The sequence below is a fragment of the Klebsiella sp. 28 genome (assembly GCF_018223905.1).
GTDB classification, from domain to species: domain Bacteria; phylum Pseudomonadota; class Gammaproteobacteria; order Enterobacterales; family Enterobacteriaceae; genus Klebsiella; species Klebsiella pneumoniae.
On sequence record NZ_JAGRQY010000088.1, the window covers coordinates 1 to 16,470 of the forward strand.

A 16,470-nucleotide genomic window follows, 5' to 3' on the forward strand; every position below is an offset into this window, starting at 1 on the left:
TCACCGTTCTTGCAGAATACGGTCCCCAGTATCCTCGGTATTATCGAATGCATCAGCGGTCCCACCGGGGCGGCAATTCTGCTGCTGTTGCCTATGTACGCCATTCATAAATTACCGGTGCTTGCCCCCTGGCGCGGTAAAGCGAGCAACGTTTTCGTCACCCTGATCGGTCTTATCACCGTATCTGCCATTTTTTACGGCATGTTCCAATAACCACCATTATTAGCGAGATGTTATATGAGTCATTATCTGCAGATTAACGGCCAACGGCTTATCGATTCCCTGTATGCACTTGGCGAACATGGTGCGCTGCCAGGCGGCGGTGTATGCCGCCTGGCAGCGACTGCCGAAGATAAAGCCGGCAGGGACTTTGTTGTAGCCCGCATGAAGGCGCTGGGCCTGAGCGTGTCAATTGATGCTATCGGCAATGTCACCGGCGTTTATCACGGCGAGGAGACGTTGCCGATGGTGATGATGGGGTCACATATCGATACCGTCGCCACAGGTGGGTTATACGATGGCAACTACGGCGTTATGGCCGGCCTTGAGGTGATTGCCACCCTCCAGGATGCCGGGATCCGCACCCGACGACCGTTGGCGGTAACCTTCTTTACTAACGAGGAGGGGGTGCGATTTCAGCCCGATATGATGGGCAGCGTGGTGTTTGCCGGCGAGTATCCGTTGGCGCAGGCGCTCGCGGCAAAAGATCTCGACGGTATCACGCTCGATGAAGCGCTGCGTAACATTGGTTATAAAGGCGAACGTCAGCCGGGAGATATGGCGGTAGATAGCTACGTTGAGCTGCATATCGAACAGGGACCAATTCTTGATAAAGAGCAGATTGATATTGGCGTGGTTACCGGCGTACAGGGTATTTCGTGGCAGGAATTTACCCTGAGAGGCGTATCGAATCATGCGGGTACTACCCCAATGTCCATGAGACGTGATGCCGGGCTGGCGGCTGCGAAAATCGCTGTTTTTGCCCGTGAGCTGGCGCTAAGCCTTGGTGGTAATCAGGTAGCTACCGTTGGACATTTCAGCGTGAAGCCTAATCTGATCAACGTCATTCCCAACCATGTCGTCATGTCAGTGGATCTCCGCAATACCGATAATGCGATCTTATGTCTGGCGGAGCAGCAATTGGCCGAATTTGTCGCGAAAACGTCGCAGGAAGAGGGCGTGGAGATAACCAGCCGCTCACTGGTGCGCTTTAATCCGGTCATTTTTGCCGATGAGATCGTCAATGCGGTGGAAGCCGAGGCGGAGCGTCAGGCGCTCAGTTACCGACGTTTGCCAAGCGGCGCCGGACACGATGCACAATTTATGGCGTCGGTATGTCCCGCCGGGATGATTTTTGTCCCCTGCGTCGATGGCATTAGCCATAACGTCAAAGAACATAGCGCAGCCAAAGATCTGATTGCTGGCGCCAATGTGCTGCTGCAGGTGGTTTTACAGCGCGCCCAGCGTATGGACTAATGTTTACAGGAGCAGAGAATGAATCAGCAACAGCTAAAGCAGCAGCTTATCGCCTGGCGTCACTATTTGCATGCCCATCCGGAAAGCGCCTTCGAGGAGCAGAATACTTCACGGTTTATTGCCGAAAAGCTCGAAGCTATGGGCATTGAGGTGCACCGCGATATTGGCAAAACCGGGGTGGTGGGGAGATTGAAATGCGGCGACGGGAAGGGCGTTATCGCTATTCGTGCCGATATCGATGCCATTCAATTGACCGAACAGGGAGACTGGTCTTACCGCTCCATGACCGCCGAGCGGATGCACGGCTGCGGACATGATGGTCATACCTGCATTGCGCTGGGCGCGGCGCAGTTGCTATTGCAGCGGCAGAATTTTAACGGCACGGTCTGCTTTGTTTTTCAGCCTGCTGAGGAACCTGGCTATGGCGCCAGAGCGATGATGGACGATGGCGTTATTGAACGCTTTGGCATAGAGGAAATCTACGGTCTGCATAATATGCCGGGTATGAAAGCCGGGACTATCGCCACGCGAGTCGGTGGCATTATGGCCAGTGAAGATAACTTTATTATTCGTATTAAAGGGCAGGGAGCGCATGCGGCGCGGCCGCATATGGCGAAAGATCCGCTGGTCATTGCGGCGGAAATCATCCTGGCTTTGCAGACAATTGTTTCGCGAAATGTTGATCCGAACGTGCCAGCGGTCATTTCCTGTACTGAACTGCACACCGATGGCATCCGCAATGCGATTCCGACGCACGTCGAAATCAAAGGGGATACGCGCAGCTTTGCACCGGAGGTGCAGATGCTGCTCGAAGAACGAATGCGTACCATTAGCGAAGCGATTTGCGCGATGCACGGTGCGACGTGCCAGTTCAGCTATACCCATGAATTTGCGCCAACGGTGAACTGGCAGCAATGCGTTGATGTAGCGGTCACCGCTGCGATTAACGTGGTAGGGGCTGAGAAGGTGGACGGCAACGTCGCACAGATGATGATTTCGGAAGATTTTGGCGCTTTTCTGCAAAAAATCCCCGGCTGTTTCATCTTTTTAGGCAACGGCGATAGTTCAGATGCTCAGGGCAATACACCGTTGCATAATGCCTGCTACGACTTTAATGATGAGATATTGCTAACTGGCGCGGAGTATTTTGCCGAGGTCGTCAGAGCCCGTCTGCCGCAGGAGTGATATTGATTGGCCCGATAGCAGAATGCCGTCGGGCCATGTTTTTTAGCTTGCCTTTTTAATCGGCGGCAGGTCGAAAGCCTCGCGCAGGGCGCGGACGAAGGCCTTATCGTGGCAGATGGTTTTCCCCGGGCTGTCGGAGAGTTTCGCCACCGGCTTGCCATTACATTCCACCAGCTTAATCACGATATTGAGCGGTTTAACCTGCGGCAGATCGCAGGTTAAACGGGTGCCAATCCCAAAGCTGAGCTTCACCCGCGAGGCGAAGTGGCGGTACAGATCGACGGCTTTGGCCAGGTCGAGATTATCGGAGAAGACCAGCACTTTGCTCAGCGGATCGATACCCAGCTTCTGATAATGGGCGATAGCTTTTTCTCCCCATTCCACCGGGTCGCCGGAATCGTGGCGCAACCCCTGATAGCGGGTGGCGAATTCCGGACCGAAATCGCGCAGGAACGCATCCATAGTGATGCAGTCGGTCAGCGCGATCCCCAGCTGGTCGGGATACTCTTCCAGCCAGGCGGCAAGGGCCGCCCGCTGGCTGCTGGCAAGGCTGGGGCTGATCTGCTGGTGGGCCTGGAACCACTCATGGGCCTGGGTACCCATCGGGGTTAAATTCAGACGGCGCGCCAGATCGTAATTGCTGGTGCCGACAAACCATGGTTCCTGCTGCAGACGCCGCACAATACCTTCCTGCACCTCGCGTGAGAAACGACGGCGGGTGCCGAAGTCCATCAGACGGAAGGCGCTCATGTCGAGGTCAGCGGTCATGGTGGCGAAGTCGCCTAGCTTATGTTCCAGCGTGTTGAGCGCCTGATCGACGCCCATCTCTGGTGAACGATAGCGATGGACCAACTCGCTTATCACCGCCAGCAGCGGGACTTCCCACATGATGGCTTCCCGCCATGGGCCGGTAAGGCGAATGTTCAGCTTACCATTGTCATTGCTGACCGTGACCTGGCTCGGGTCATAGCGAAAATCGCGCAGCCAGTTGAGGTAATCCTGGCGAAAAAAGGGAAGGGTGGACAGCCAGCGATATTCATCATCCCGCAGCCTCAGGTCGCGCATGGACTCCACCTGCTCGCGGATCGCGTCGGCATAGATGCCGAGCAGGTCGTCTCCGCGGCAGCGAAACTCCGCCGCCACATGCACATCGCCGTAGCGGTGGAAGACAGCCTGCTGCATGTGCAGCTTATAGGCATCCGTATCAAGCAGCGAGTGCAGTACAGGAGAAGTGAATTGTGTCATGGTGCGCAGTAGCATCCTCTCACTGGAGCGTTCCATCGAAACCAACGCGGAAAATGGAGGCGGAGTATACCTTTATTACCCGACTCTGTCCCGCGATGGCGAGCAATGGTGACGCTAACGGTCATTTGCGAGGCCTAGTTTAATATATTGAACATGGATCACACCACAAGCTTTGCGTCGGGTCGAGGGCATTTCGTGCCGCGAGTGTTAACAAAATGTAGCGATTTCCGTGTTTCACGTTGAAAAGATGAAGATTCTGCATAGCGCGATTGACACAACAGGAATAGACTGGGACGACACTTTACCGAAGATGCTAAAGGTTTTTTATGACACAACAGCCCCAAGCCAAATACCGCCACGACTATCGTGCGCCGGAGTATCTGATTAGTGATATCGATTTGACCTTTGACCTGGATGCCGCAAAAACCGTTGTTACGGCCGAGAGCAAGGTCTCCCGCCACGCGGCTGCGTCTGATGTGCCATTGCGCCTGGACGGCGAAGATCTGACCCTGATCGCTCTGCAGGTGAACGGCCAGCCGTGGAGTGACTATAAAGAAGAAAACAATCAGCTGGTGATCGGCGGCCTGCCGGAGCATTTCACCCTGACCATCGTCAATGAGATCAGCCCGGCGGCGAACACCGCGCTGGAAGGCCTGTATCAGTCAGGCGAAGCGCTGTGCACCCAGTGCGAAGCGGAAGGTTTCCGCCATATCACCTGGTATCTGGACCGTCCGGATGTGCTGGCGCGCTTTACCACCAAAATTATCGCCGATAAAGCGAAATACCCGTTCCTGCTTTCCAACGGCAACCGTATGGCGGAAGGGGAGCTGGAGAACGGTCGTCACTGGGTACAGTGGCAGGATCCGTTCCCGAAGCCGTGCTATCTGTTTGCGCTGGTGGCCGGTGATTTTGACGTCCTGCGCGATTCATTCCGCACCCGCTCTGGCCGCGAAGTGGCGCTGGAGCTGTACGTCGATCGCGGCAACCTCGATCGCGCTCCCTGGGCGATGACCTCGCTGAAAAACTCTATGAAGTGGGATGAGGAGCGCTTTGGCCTCGAGTACGACCTCGATATCTATATGATTGTCGCCGTCGACTTCTTTAATATGGGTGCCATGGAGAACAAAGGACTCAACGTCTTTAACTCCAAATATGTTCTGGCCCGTACCGATACCGCCACCGATAAAGACTACCTCGATATTGAGCGCGTGATTGGTCATGAATATTTCCATAACTGGACCGGCAACCGCGTCACCTGTCGTGACTGGTTCCAGCTCAGCCTGAAAGAGGGGCTGACCGTGTTCCGCGATCAGGAGTTCAGTTCCGACCTCGGCTCACGGGCGGTGAACCGCATCAACAACGTGCGCACCATGCGCGGGCTGCAGTTTGCCGAAGACGCCAGCCCGATGGCGCACCCGATCCGTCCGGATATGGTTATCGAGATGAACAACTTCTACACCCTGACGGTCTATGAAAAGGGTGCCGAAGTGATCCGCATGTTGCACACCCTGCTGGGTGAAGAAAACTTCCAGAAAGGGATGCAGCTGTACTTTGAACGCCATGACGGCAGCGCCGCCACCTGCGACGATTTCGTGCAGGCGATGGAAGATGCCTCTAACGTCGACCTGTCGCACTTCCGCCTCTGGTACAGCCAGTCCGGTACGCCAATCGTCACCGTGCATGACGACTATAATCCGGAGACCGAGCAGTATACGTTGACCATCAGCCAGCGTACGCCGCCGACCGCCGAGCAGGCCGAGAAGCAGCCGCTGCATATCCCGTTTGCCATTGAGCTGTACGATAACGAGGGCAAGGTGATCCCCCTGCAGAAGGGCGGTCACCCGGTACACCCGGTGCTTAATGTGACCCAGGCCGAGCAGACTTTCGTCTTCGATAACGTTTATTTCCAGCCGGTGCCGGCGCTGCTGTGCGAATTTTCAGCGCCTGTGAAACTGGAATACAAGTGGAGCGATCAGCAGCTGACCTTCCTGATGCGTCACGCGCGGAATGATTTCTCGCGCTGGGATGCGGCGCAGAGCCTGCTGGCGACTTACATCAAGCTGAACGTCAACCGCCATCAGCAGGGGCAGCCGCTGTCGCTGCCGGTGCACGTAGCGGATGCCTTCCGCGCCATCCTGCTGGATGAGAAGATTGATCCGGCGCTGGCCGCTGAGATCTTAACCCTGCCGTCAGCCAACGAAATCGCCGAGATGTTCGCGATTATCGATCCGATCGCCATCGCCGCCGTGCGCGAAGCGCTCACCCGCACCCTGGCGAACGAACTGGCGGACGAATTCCTCGCGGTTTATAACGCCAATAAGCTCGACAGCTATCGGGTGGAGCACGCCGATATTGGTAAACGTGCTCTGCGCAATACCTGCCTGCGCTATCTGGCGTTTGCGGAACCGACGCTGGGCGATAAGCTGGTGGCGACGCAGTATCACCAGGCAGATAACATGACCGACGCGCTGGCCGCCCTGTCGGCGGCGGTTGCCGCTGAGTTGCCGTGCCGCGATGCGCTGATGCAGGAGTACGATGACAAATGGCATCAGGACGGTCTGGTGATGGATAAGTGGTTTATCCTGCAGTCCACCAGCCCGGCAGCCAACGTGGTGGAAACCGTGCGCGGTCTGCTGAACCACCGTTCGTTCAGCATGAGCAACCCGAACCGTGTGCGCTCGTTAATCGGCGCTTTCGCCAGCAGCAACCCGGCGGCGTTCCATGCTGAAGATGGCAGCGGCTATCAGTTCCTGGTGGAGATGCTGACCGAGCTTAACCAGCGTAACCCGCAGGTGGCGTCGCGCCTGATTGAGCCGTTGATTCGTCTGAAGCGTTATGATGAGAAGCGACAGGCGCTGATGCGCGCCGCGCTGGAGCAGCTGAAGGGGCTGGAGAATCTCTCTGGCGACCTGTTCGAGAAAATCAGTAAGGCGCTGGCGTAACGGTGGCAAAATCCCCGGTTGCGCTCTCGCTTACCGGGGCTACAGCGCTGTGCGATTTGGTAGCCCGGCCGAGCGAAGCGCGGGCCGGGGACGTTAGTTAGCCATGACTAAACAAACGCGGCGCACGCTCGCTGTCGCCGCGTTTCATCACCCGATCCAGTACTTCAGCCTCCAGCTCGGCCAGCTTCGCCGAACCGGTGCGCCGCGGTCGCGGGATATCCACGCTTAAATCGAGGCCAATCTTCTTCTCTTCAATTAACAGCACCCGATCGGCCATGGCCACCGCTTCACTGACGTCGTGCGTGACCAGCAGGACCGTAAAGCCATGCTCCTGCCACAGGGAGACGATCAGCTCCTGCATCTCCAGACGGGTGAGGGCATCCAGCGCCCCCAGCGGTTCGTCCAGCAGCAGCAGGCGCGGGCGATGGATCAGCGCGCGGGCCAGCGCAACGCGCTGCTTCTGCCCACCCGACAGCGCGGCCGGCCACTCCTGTGCGCGGCTTTCAAGTCCGACGCTGGCCAACGCCTGCAGGGCGGCGTCGCGCCAGGCGCCTTTTAACCCCAGCCCCACGTTATCAATCACTGTTTTCCACGGCAGCAGGCGCGCATCCTGAAACATCATCCGGGTGTCGTCCTGGATCGCCGCCAGGGGCGTCGCGCCAGCCAGCAGTTCGCCGGCGTTTGGTTTTTCCAGACCTGCCAGCAGGCGCAGCAGGGTACTTTTGCCGCCGCCGCTGCGGCCTACCACCGCCACAAACTGGCCGCTGGGAATATGCAGATCCAGCTCGTTAAGAATGGTGTTGTCGCCATAGCGTTTCGTCACCCCGTTCAGCAGCAGCGGGATACCTGGGTTGAGACGGGCAGTGTTCATGCGTTAGCCTCCTGAAGATGATACGCCGGATTCCAGCGCAGCCAGAGCCGTTCCAGCAGCTGGGCGCAGACGTCGGCCAGTTTGCCAAGGATGGCGTAAAGGATGATCGCCACTACCACCACGTCGGTTTGCAGAAATTCACGCGCGTTCATCGCCAGATAACCGATGCCGGCATTCGCCGAGATAGTTTCGGCGACAATAAGCGTCAGCCACATCAGACCAAGGGCAAAACGCACGCCGACCATAACTGAGGGCAGGGCGCCGGGTAATATCACGTGACGGAACAGGGCGAAGCCGGATAAGCCATAGCTGCGCGCCATCTCAACCAGCCCACGGTCAATATTGCGGATCCCGTGCCAGGTGTTGATATAGATCGGGAACAGGGTGCCCAGCGAGACAAGGAAGATCTTGGCGGTCTCATCGATGCCGAACCACAAGATCACCAGCGGGATCAGCGCCAGATGCGGGACATTGCGCAGCATCTGGATCGAGGTATCCAGCAGACGCTCGCCCCAGCGAGACAGGCCGCTGATCAGGCCGAGTATTAGCCCGATCGAGCCGCCGATGGCGAAGCCGACCAGCGCCCGCCATGAGCTGATGGCCAGATGCTGCCACAGCTCACCGCTGGCCGAGAGGGTCCAGAACGCTTTCAATACCCCCTCCGGCGAGGGCAGCACCCGCGTCGACAGCCAGCCGACGGACGAGGCCAGCTGCCAGACAATGACCGTCCCTACCGGCAGCAGCCAGGGGGCGAGGCGTAACAACAGGGGATGGGTTGATTTTGCCATCACGGTCTCCTCAGCTTTGCGCTACTTTACGCGGAATAAACTCGTTGGCGACCGCTTCCCCCTGCAGGCGCAGGCTTTGCGGCTGCGGGATGGACGGCACCGCGACGTCAAGCAGGGGGAACAGAAGCTCTCCGACCCGGTACGCCTCTTCCAGATGCGGATAGCCGGAAAAGATAAAGCTATCGATACCCAGCGCGGCGTATTCATTGATCCGTTCGGCAACGGTGGCGGCATCGCCCACCAGCGCGGTCCCGGCGCCGCCGCGCGCTAAACCCACGCCAGCCCACAGGTTGGGGCTGATTTCCAGCTTATCGCGTCGCCCGTTGTGCAGGGCCGCCATCCTTTGCTGGCCGACGGAGTCGGTTCTGGCGAAAGCCGCCTGGGCGCGGGCGATCGTCTCGTCGTCAAGATGGGAGATAAGGCTGTCCGCCGCCTGCCACGCTTCCTCGTTGGTTTCCCTGACGATCACGTGCAGACGGATGCCAAAACGCACCTGGCGACCATGCCGGGCGGCTTTCTCTCGCACCTGAGCTATTTTCTCTGCCACCTGGGCCGGCGGTTCTCCCCAGGTAAGATAAAGATCGACCTGCTCAGCGGCCAGCTCCTGCGCCACCTCAGACGAGCCGCCGAAATAGAGCGGTGGACGCGGCTGCTGCAGTGGCGGAAACAGCAGTTTGGCGTCGCGAACGCGCTGATGCTTGCCGTTAAAGGTGACGGTTTCTCCCTCCATCAGCTTACGCCAGATGTGGGTAAATTCAGCCGAGGCCTCATAGCGCTCGGTGTGGTCGAGGAAGACGCCGTCGCCTGCCAGTTCGGCAGGATCGCTGCCGGTGACCAGATTGAACAGCGCCCGGCCGTTTGACAGCCGGTCCAGGGTCGCCGCCTGACGCGCGGCCACCGTCGGCGATACCACGCTTGGCCTGAGGGCGACAAGGAACTTCAGCCGCTGCGTCACCGGGATCATTGAGGCCGCGACCAGCCACGCATCCTCACAAGAGCGTCCGGTCGGGATCAGCACGCCGGTGAAGCCCAGCCGATCCGCCGTCTGCGCGATTTGCTGCAGATAGCCATAATCGACCGGACGGGCACCCTCTTCGGTACCCAGATAACGACCATCACCATGGGTCGGTAAAAACCAGAAAATATTCAGACTCATGATTTCGCTCCTTGTGTGGCGGTGGGCTGCCAGATGCGGGCCCGGATATCAACTTTTTTTGGCACCAGCTTGTTCTCGTAGAACAGGTCTGCCGTCTGCTGCTGGCGAGCGGCGGTTTCGGCGCTCACCGGGGTAACCGCGGTGGGGGGACGATGGTCCAGATAGCTGGCGATCACCGCCTCCGGTAAGCCCATCGTTTTCGCCAGCAGCGTAATGCTTTGCGCGCGTTGGCTGTGGGTCAGGGCATCGGCCTGAGTAAAGGTGTCGAGTACGCCTTCAATGAAAGCGCCATTGCGTTCAGCGTAGGGCCGGGAAGCAAGATAGAAGGATCCCGTCTGTTTCAGATCGGTTCCGTCAGTGAGTACCCGGGCGCCGCCCTGCAGCAGCGCGGCGGAGTAGTACGGATCCCAGATGGCCCATGCGTCGACATTGCCCTGCTGGAAGGCGGCGCGCGCATCGGCGGGGGCAAGGTAAACCGGCTGAATATCGCTAAATTTCAGACCAGCGAGCTGCAGGGCGCGCAGCAGCAGATTGTGGGAGCTGGAGCCTTTCTGGAAAGCGACCTTTTTCCCTTTTAACTCAGCAACGTTATGAATCGGGCTGCCCTGCGCCACCAGGATCACCTCCGCCTTGGGCTTGGGCGGCTCCGCGCCGATATAGACCAAATCGGCGCCTGCCGCCTGGGCAAATATAGGCGGAATATCGCCGGTACTGCCGATATCAATGCTGCCGACGTTCAGCGCCTCCAGCATCTGCGGACCGGCCGGGAACTCAATCCACGAGATATGGGTTTGCGGATAGCGCTGCTCCAGCAGCTGATGGCTCTTCGCCAGCACCATGCTGACGCTGCCTTTCTGGTAGCCGATGCGCAGAGCGTCAGGCGCCGCCGGGGCGGCGTGACCCAGCGTAGAGAATAGCAGCAGTCCGCCCAGAGTCAGGGCGCGGAGAGGATTAAGCATGCTCCACCCCACGCAGAGATGTTAACGACGGCGCACGGCTGCTGGGGCGATGCAGCGCCTGCCAGAAGGTCTCCAGGGCGTCATCAAGGCGCCGCTGCAGATTCGCGGTAAACTGCGGCTTATGCTGGTAATCGGTCACCTGGCTGTCATCAGCGAAGACGCCATGGAGGATCTCCTGGGCCTTGAGGGCATTCAGCACTGGCTTCAGCGCGTAGTCCACCGCCAGCATGTGAGCGATGGTGCCGCCGGTGGCCAGCGGCAGCACAATTTTGCCCTCCAGCGCTCGCTCAGGCAGCAGGTCGAGCAGCGTTTTCAGCGCGCCGGAGAACGAGGCTTTATACACCGGCGTGGCGATGATCAGGCCATCAGCCCCGGCCAGCTGTTCATTGAGCGTCTGCAGCGCCGGGTTGTCAAAACGAGCGTACAGGAGGTCTTCCGGGGCAAAGTTCTGCAGATGCCAGTGGCAGACTTCGATATCGGCGGCGGTGAGCGTCTCTCTGGCGTATTCCAGCAAGGCGCTGGAACGGGAAGGGTAACGCGGGCTGCCCGCAAGCGTAATGACGCGCATCTCTCTCTCCTTATAACTAAATGTTTGCATTTATCTATAATTGATAACATTTATAGTGAGTGTGACAGAGGGCCATTATTTCCCTAAATGATTTATCCGCGGTTAGATAGCCGAAAAGCGCATAATGGCGCGCGGGGTAGGTAATCGTTTGCGCTGATGGGGGATTTTTTGTCGCAGGTCAATTCCCTTTCCGCAACAGATCGCACATAATACGCCCCCGGTTTGCACACCGGGAATCCAGGAGAGTTCATGTACTACCCCTTCGTTCGTAAAGCCCTTTTTCAGCTCGATCCTGAGCGCGCTCATGAAGTTACCTTTCAACAATTACGCCGTGTCACCGGGACGCCGCTGGAAATGCTGGTTCGCCAGAAGGTACCGGCCAGGCCTGTCACCTGCATGGGGCTAACCTTTAAAAACCCGCTGGGTCTGGCGGCCGGGCTGGATAAAAATGGGGAATGCATTGACGCGCTGGGCGCGATGGGGTTTGGTTCGATTGAGATCGGCACCGTGACGCCGCGTCCGCAGCCGGGCAACGATAAGCCAAGGATCTTCCGTCTGGTTGATGCCGAGGGATTGATCAACCGCATGGGCTTTAATAACCATGGCGTCGATAACCTGGTTGAGAATGTGAAAAAGGCGCATTTTGACGGCGTGCTGGGTATCAATATCGGCAAAAATAAAGATACGCCGGTTGAGCACGGGAAAGATGATTACCTGATTTGTATGGAAAAAGTCTATCCGTACGCCGGGTATATCGCCATTAATATCTCCTCGCCGAATACCCCAGGGCTGCGCACGCTGCAATACGGCGAAGCGCTGGATGATTTACTCTCCGGTATTAAAAATAAGCAGCTCGAGCTGCAGCAGAAGCATCAAAAATATGTCCCGGTCGCCGTAAAGATCGCGCCGGATCTTTTGCCTGAGGAATTGATCCAGGTTGCCGATAGCCTCGTGCGTCATAATATTGATGGCGTGATTGCAACCAATACCACCCTCGATCGTTCCCTGGTTCAGGGAATGAAACATTGCGATGAGACCGGCGGGCTTAGCGGTCGTCCATTACAATTAAAAAGCACTGAAATTATCCGTATGCTCTCCGCTGAGCTGAATGGCCGTTTGCCTATCATCGGCGTGGGCGGCATTGATTCGGTGATTGCCGCGCGGGAAAAGATTGCCGCCGGGGCATCGCTGGTGCAGATCTATTCTGGATTTATTTTTAAAGGTCCGCCGCTGATTAAAGAAATTGTTACCCACATCTAATCTTTTCCTCCTCTGAATCCCACCCAGGGCTTTATTTCCGGCCCTGGTTGTTTTATATTCCCTCACTGTTGCTTATTTAAACATTTTAGACTTTTCTTAATTTTAGAAAATATTCTGCGGTAAGTCGCAACAACTTTGCAGAGGCGTATGAAAGGGGACAGGGGGAAAAATGCGGATTAAACCTGACGATAACTGGCGTTGGTATTACGATGAAGAGCACGACCGCATGATGCTCGATCTGGCCAATGGCATGTTATTTCGCTCGCGCTTCGCCCGGCGCATGCTGACTCCGGATGCCTTTGCCCCTTCGGGATTTTGCGTTGATGACGCCGCGCTCTATTTCTCTTTTGAAGAAAAATGTCGCGATCTCGAGCTATCGAAAGAGCAGCGGGCGGAATTAGTCCTTAACGCGCTCACCGCCATCCGTTTTCTCAAACCGCAGATGCCGAAAAGCTGGCACTTTATCGCCCATACCCATCACTGGCAGCCGAGCGGCGGCGACGCCGCCTGCGTTTGGCTGAGCGATACCGGCGAGCAGGTGAATTTACTGGTGGTGGAGCCGGGCGATAACGCCGCGCTCTGTCTGTTGGCTCAGCCGGGTCTCACCCTTGCCGGCCGCGTCATGCAGCTGGGCGATGTCATTAAAATCATGAATGACAGACTGCAGCCGGCGCAGAGCGCGGTCAGCTACAGTCTGGGGCAGGCGGTTTAAGGCGCCAGGCGTAGCGCTGTTTTCGGTACACAGCTGCAGGCGAGAATAGTGCCATCCCCGGCAACCGCGTTTTTCTTTAACGGACTCACTTCTCCCTCTTCCAGCCGGATGCGGCAGCTGCCGCAGATCCCCGCCCGACACGAATAGGGTACGCGAATGCCCTGTTGTTCCAGTTGCTCCAGCAGCACCTGCTGGTTATTGCCGGTAAACTGTTGACCCTGCCATTCGATGGCAACCGTAGCCTGCTGCTGCGCCTCGGGAGCCGGGGTATCGTCGCTTTCACCTGCCCCGTAGGCTTTCGCCGGGCCGCGGGTAAGGATTTCCACTTCATCTCCCACCCGGATCACCCCGCTGTTGCGGGCAATCAGGTTCTGGCCAAAATCGACATCGCCATTGTCCAGCGCGGTACGAAAACGCTTTAAGGTTTCCAGCGGCTCCCCGGCGGGATGCTTCTGACCGCGCTCCGGGCTGACGGTGGTAAAAATGCAGCGGCTGCACGGCTTAGCGACGTCAAACACCACCTCGCCGATGCGGATCACTTTCCAGCTATCTTCATCCCAGGCCGCCGCGCCGGTGACCACAAGGTTAGGGCGAAACTGTTCTATGCTTACGCTGGCCGGGCAGCGCTGTTGCAGATCGCGCAGGGAGGCCTCGTTAGCCAGCAGGTAAGGGTAGCCGTCGGCGAAGGAGAGCGGCACCGCATCATGGCGCTTTACCCGGCGGGTTAGCTGCGGCCCCAGCCAGCGCAGCTGGACATCGCGCTTGAAAAAGCCGCTGAGCCACTGGTTAACGGCGGCGGGCGCGATGAGGGCGGTAAAATGGTTGCCCCAGACTTCGGTCGGCTCGGCCTGCGTGGCGAAATCGCTAAAACGCACCACGGCGCTGCTGCCGTCCGGTGCGGTCAGGTGAAGGCCATCATGCAGCGGCGCCGGAATAAATTTCACCATTTGCGGAAACTGGCGAGCGGTAATAAAGGTCCCGTCGGTTTCGGTGACCATAAACAGGCGATCGAAGGCCAGGCCGCTGATATCAGCAAAGGCGTGGGTCAGGCCCATGCCGCGCATGGATTTAACAGGATGAATAAAAAGTCGCGATAGCGTTACCATACGCTGCCTCCGGGTTCCAAAAATAAGCCTATAACTTTATGACATAGGGCACATATTGGCTATAATGCGCACCAATTTTCTTTAAGTAAAAGTGACGATATGAATTCTCTGTTTGCCAGTACGGCTCGTGGGCTGGAAGAGCTGTTAAAAACTGAACTGGAAGGGCTTGGCGCGACGGACTGCCAGGTAGTCCAGGGCGGGGTCCATTTTCAGGGGGATACGCGCCTGCTGTATCAAAGCCTGATGTGGAGCCGGCTGGCTTCGCGCATCATGCTGCCGCTGGGCGAATGTCGCGTATACAGCGATCTGGATCTGTACCTCGGCGTACAGGCCATTCCGTGGACGGAGATGTTCAACCCTGGCGCCACCTTCGCGGTGCATTTTAGCGGCCTCAATGACGAGATCCGTAACAGCCAGTACGGCGCGCTGAAGGTTAAAGACGCCATTGTCGACAGCTTCACCCGTAAGAATCTGCCGCGCCCGAACGTCGATCGTGAGTCGCCCGATCTGCGGATCAACGTCTGGCTGAACAAAGAGACGGCGCACATCTCGCTGGATCTGAGCGGCGAAGGCCTGCACCTGCGCGGCTATCGCGATGGTACCGGAATGGCGCCGATCAAAGAAAATCTCGCGGCGGCGATCGTCATGCGCTCTGGCTGGGTACCGGGTACGCCGCTGCTCGATCCGATGTGCGGCTCCGGTACCCTGCTGATTGAAGCGGCGATGCTGGCGACCGACCGCGCGCCGGGCCTGCACCGTGGCCACTGGGGCTTTGGCGGCTGGGCGCAGCACGATGACGCCATCTGGAAAGAGGTGAAGGCGGAAGCGCAAACCCGCGCTCGTCAGGGATTGGCAGCGTATGAGTCACGCTTCTACGGCTCAGACGTCGACGCGCGCGTAATCGAGCGCGCGCGCCGCAACGCCCGCCGCGCCGGCATTGGCGAGCTGATCGATTTTGACGTGAAAGACGTCGCCCAACTGAACAACCCGCTGCCGAAAGGCCCGTACGNNGACGTTCGCCGTACGGCGAACGTCTGGAAAGCGAGCCAGCGCTGATCGCTCTGCACAGCCTGCTTGGCCGGATAATGAAAAGTCAGTTCGGCGGCTGGAACCTGTCGGTATTCAGCGCTTCGCCGGAGCTGCTGAGTTGCCTGCAGCTGCGTGCCGACAAGCAGTTTAAAGCCAAGAACGGCCCGCTGGACTGCGTGCAGAAGAATTATCACCTGGCGGAGAGCGAAGGCGGCAAGCCGGCGATGTTGGCGGAGGATTTTGCTAACCGTCTGCGTAAGAACCTGAAGAAGTTTGAAAAATGGGCCCGCCAGGAAGGAATTGAATGCTATCGCCTGTACGATGCTGATCTACCGGAATACAACGTGGCCATTGACCGCTATGCCGACTGGGTGGTGGTCCAGGAGTATGCCCCGCCGAAAACCGTCGACGCGCATAAGGCGCGCCAGCGTCTGTTCGACATCATCGCTGCGACTATCGCCGTACTGGACATGGCGCCTAACAAGCTGGTGCTGAAAACCCGTGAACGGCAGAAGGGGAAAAACCAGTATCAGAAGATGGCGGAGAAGGGCGACTTTATTGAGGTACAGGAGTATAACGCGCGCCTGTGGGTCAACCTCACCGACTACCTGGATACCGGTCTGTTCCTCGACCACCGTATCGCCCGTCGCATGCTCGGCCAGATGAGTAAAGGTAAGGACTTCCTGAACCTGTTTTCCTATACCGGCAGCGCCAGCGTCCACGCAGGCCTCGGCGGTGCACGATCCACCACCACGGTGGATATGTCACGCACCTACCTGGAGTGGGCGGAACGCAACCTGCGTCTCAATGGCCTGACCGGCCGCGCGCATCGCCTGATGCAGGCGGACGTGCTGGGTTGGCTGCGGGAGAGCACCGAGCAGTTCGATCTGATCTTTATCGATCCGCCGACCTTTTCCAACTCCAAACGAATGGAAGATGCGTTTGACGTCCAGCGCGATCACATTCGCCTGATGACCGATCTAAAACGTCTGCTGCGTAAAGGCGGCACCATTATGTTCTCGAATAACAAACGCGGTTTCCGTATGGATCATGACGGGCTGGCGGCGCTTGGCCTGAAGGCGCAAGAGATTTCGCAAAAAACGCTGTCGCAGGATTTTGCCCGCAACCGTCAGATCCACAACTGCTGGCTGATTACCGCAGCCTGAAAGGAAT

Annotated in this window: 11 protein-coding genes and 3 pseudogenes; 7 read left to right on the top strand and 7 right to left on the bottom strand. The window is 57.9% G+C overall.

The annotated features are described in order from the left end of the window. The 3 genes and pseudogenes from KHQ28_RS15195 to KHQ28_RS15205 all read left to right on the top strand — a co-directional run. Positions 1–213 (top strand): annotated as a pseudogene (locus KHQ28_RS15195) (hypothetical protein); the annotation flags it as partial. A 24-nt stretch (positions 214–237) separates the two neighbouring features. After that, on the top strand, positions 238–1,476 hold the full coding sequence (locus KHQ28_RS15200) for a Zn-dependent hydrolase (protein ID WP_004141764.1): 1,239 nt from the start codon (positions 238–240) through the stop codon (positions 1,474–1,476). An 18-nt stretch (positions 1,477–1,494) separates the two neighbouring features. After that, on the top strand, positions 1,495–2,661 hold the full coding sequence (locus KHQ28_RS15205) for a M20 aminoacylase family protein (RefSeq protein WP_004147828.1): 1,167 nt from the start codon (positions 1,495–1,497) through the stop codon (positions 2,659–2,661). Positions 2,662–2,703: 42 nt separating this feature from the next. Here KHQ28_RS15205 and pncB read toward each other — a convergent pair whose 3' ends face one another. Further along, positions 2,704–3,906, bottom strand: coding sequence for a nicotinate phosphoribosyltransferase (gene pncB / locus KHQ28_RS15210; protein ID WP_002898217.1), 1,203 nt, complete (start codon positions 3,904–3,906; stop codon positions 2,704–2,706). Between the two features lie 326 nt (positions 3,907–4,232). Here pncB and pepN point away from each other — a divergent pair, with 326 nt between their 5' ends. Next, positions 4,233–6,848, top strand: a complete 2,616-nt coding sequence (gene pepN, locus KHQ28_RS15215) for an aminopeptidase N (RefSeq protein WP_002898220.1) — start codon at positions 4,233–4,235, stop codon at positions 6,846–6,848. A 97-nt stretch (positions 6,849–6,945) separates the two neighbouring features. Here the strand turns inward: pepN and ssuB are convergent, their stop codons facing one another. The 5 genes and pseudogenes from ssuB to ssuE all read right to left on the bottom strand — a co-directional run bounded on the left by ssuB (position 6,946) and on the right by ssuE (position 11,190). Next, positions 6,946–7,719, bottom strand: coding sequence for an aliphatic sulfonates ABC transporter ATP-binding protein (gene ssuB, locus KHQ28_RS15220; RefSeq protein ID WP_004150838.1), 774 nt, complete (start codon positions 7,717–7,719; stop codon positions 6,946–6,948). Beyond that, a complete protein-coding gene (gene ssuC, locus KHQ28_RS15225; RefSeq protein WP_004141755.1) occupies positions 7,716–8,507 on the bottom strand; it encodes an aliphatic sulfonate ABC transporter permease SsuC in 792 nt (263 codons plus the stop codon). Before ssuC ends, ssuB begins: the two co-directional genes overlap by 4 nt. Before the next feature lie 10 nt (positions 8,508–8,517). After that, positions 8,518–9,663, bottom strand: coding sequence for an FMNH2-dependent alkanesulfonate monooxygenase (ssuD, locus tag KHQ28_RS15230; RefSeq protein WP_032419135.1), 1,146 nt, complete (start codon positions 9,661–9,663; stop codon positions 8,518–8,520). Continuing rightward, positions 9,623–10,622 (bottom strand): annotated as a pseudogene (locus KHQ28_RS15235) (sulfonate ABC transporter substrate-binding protein). Before KHQ28_RS15235 ends, ssuD begins: the two are co-directional and overlap by 41 nt. Further along, positions 10,615–11,190 (bottom strand): NADPH-dependent FMN reductase, encoded by a 576-nt coding sequence (gene ssuE / locus KHQ28_RS15240; RefSeq protein ID WP_002898296.1) that lies wholly within the window; start codon positions 11,188–11,190, stop codon positions 10,615–10,617. The pseudogene KHQ28_RS15235 and the gene ssuE overlap by 8 nt, the downstream one beginning before the upstream one ends. 249 nt (positions 11,191–11,439) lie before the next feature. Between ssuE and pyrD the strand changes: the two genes are divergently transcribed. Both pyrD and zapC read left to right on the top strand, forming a co-directional pair. Beyond that, positions 11,440–12,450: a quinone-dependent dihydroorotate dehydrogenase gene (gene pyrD / locus KHQ28_RS15245; protein ID WP_002898303.1), complete on the top strand. Its 1,011-nt coding sequence runs from the start codon at positions 11,440–11,442 to the stop codon at positions 12,448–12,450. Positions 12,451–12,619: 169 nt separating this feature from the next. Next, a complete protein-coding gene (gene zapC / locus KHQ28_RS15250; RefSeq protein WP_002898308.1) occupies positions 12,620–13,162 on the top strand; it encodes a cell division protein ZapC in 543 nt (180 codons plus the stop codon). Here the strand turns inward: zapC and KHQ28_RS15255 are convergent. Further along, the gene (locus KHQ28_RS15255; protein ID WP_004179196.1) at positions 13,159–14,268 is read right to left on the bottom strand and encodes a YcbX family protein; all 1,110 of its coding nucleotides are present in this window, start codon (positions 14,266–14,268) and stop codon (positions 13,159–13,161) included. The genes zapC and KHQ28_RS15255 overlap by 4 nt on opposite strands. Positions 14,269–14,367: 99 nt before the next feature. Here KHQ28_RS15255 and rlmKL point away from each other — a divergent pair. Continuing rightward, positions 14,368–16,463 (top strand): annotated as a pseudogene (rlmKL, locus tag KHQ28_RS15260) (bifunctional 23S rRNA (guanine(2069)-N(7))-methyltransferase RlmK/23S rRNA (guanine(2445)-N(2))-methyltransferase RlmL). Positions 16,464–16,470: the final 7 nt, after the last annotated feature.

What these genes read in the sequence shown, in the direction of transcription:
- KHQ28_RS15200 (WP_004141764.1), top strand. Translation starts at nt 238, where the DNA reads ATGAGTCATTATCTGCAGATTAACGGCCAACGGCTTATCGATTCCCTG.
- KHQ28_RS15205 (WP_004147828.1), top strand. Translation starts at nt 1,495, where the DNA reads ATGAATCAGCAACAGCTAAAGCAGCAGCTTATCGCCTGGCGTCACTAT.
- pncB (WP_002898217.1), bottom strand. Translation starts at nt 3,906, where the DNA reads ATGACACAATTCACTTCTCCTGTACTGCACTCGCTGCTTGATACGGAT.
- pepN (WP_002898220.1), top strand. Translation starts at nt 4,233, where the DNA reads ATGACACAACAGCCCCAAGCCAAATACCGCCACGACTATCGTGCGCCG.
- ssuB (WP_004150838.1), bottom strand. Translation starts at nt 7,719, where the DNA reads ATGAACACTGCCCGTCTCAACCCAGGTATCCCGCTGCTGCTGAACGGG.
- ssuC (WP_004141755.1), bottom strand. Translation starts at nt 8,507, where the DNA reads ATGGCAAAATCAACCCATCCCCTGTTGTTACGCCTCGCCCCCTGGCTG.
- ssuD (WP_032419135.1), bottom strand. Translation starts at nt 9,663, where the DNA reads ATGAGTCTGAATATTTTCTGGTTTTTACCGACCCATGGTGATGGTCGT.
- ssuE (WP_002898296.1), bottom strand. Translation starts at nt 11,190, where the DNA reads ATGCGCGTCATTACGCTTGCGGGCAGCCCGCGTTACCCTTCCCGTTCC.
- pyrD (WP_002898303.1), top strand. Translation starts at nt 11,440, where the DNA reads ATGTACTACCCCTTCGTTCGTAAAGCCCTTTTTCAGCTCGATCCTGAG.
- zapC (WP_002898308.1), top strand. Translation starts at nt 12,620, where the DNA reads ATGCGGATTAAACCTGACGATAACTGGCGTTGGTATTACGATGAAGAG.
- KHQ28_RS15255 (WP_004179196.1), bottom strand. Translation starts at nt 14,268, where the DNA reads ATGGTAACGCTATCGCGACTTTTTATTCATCCTGTTAAATCCATGCGC.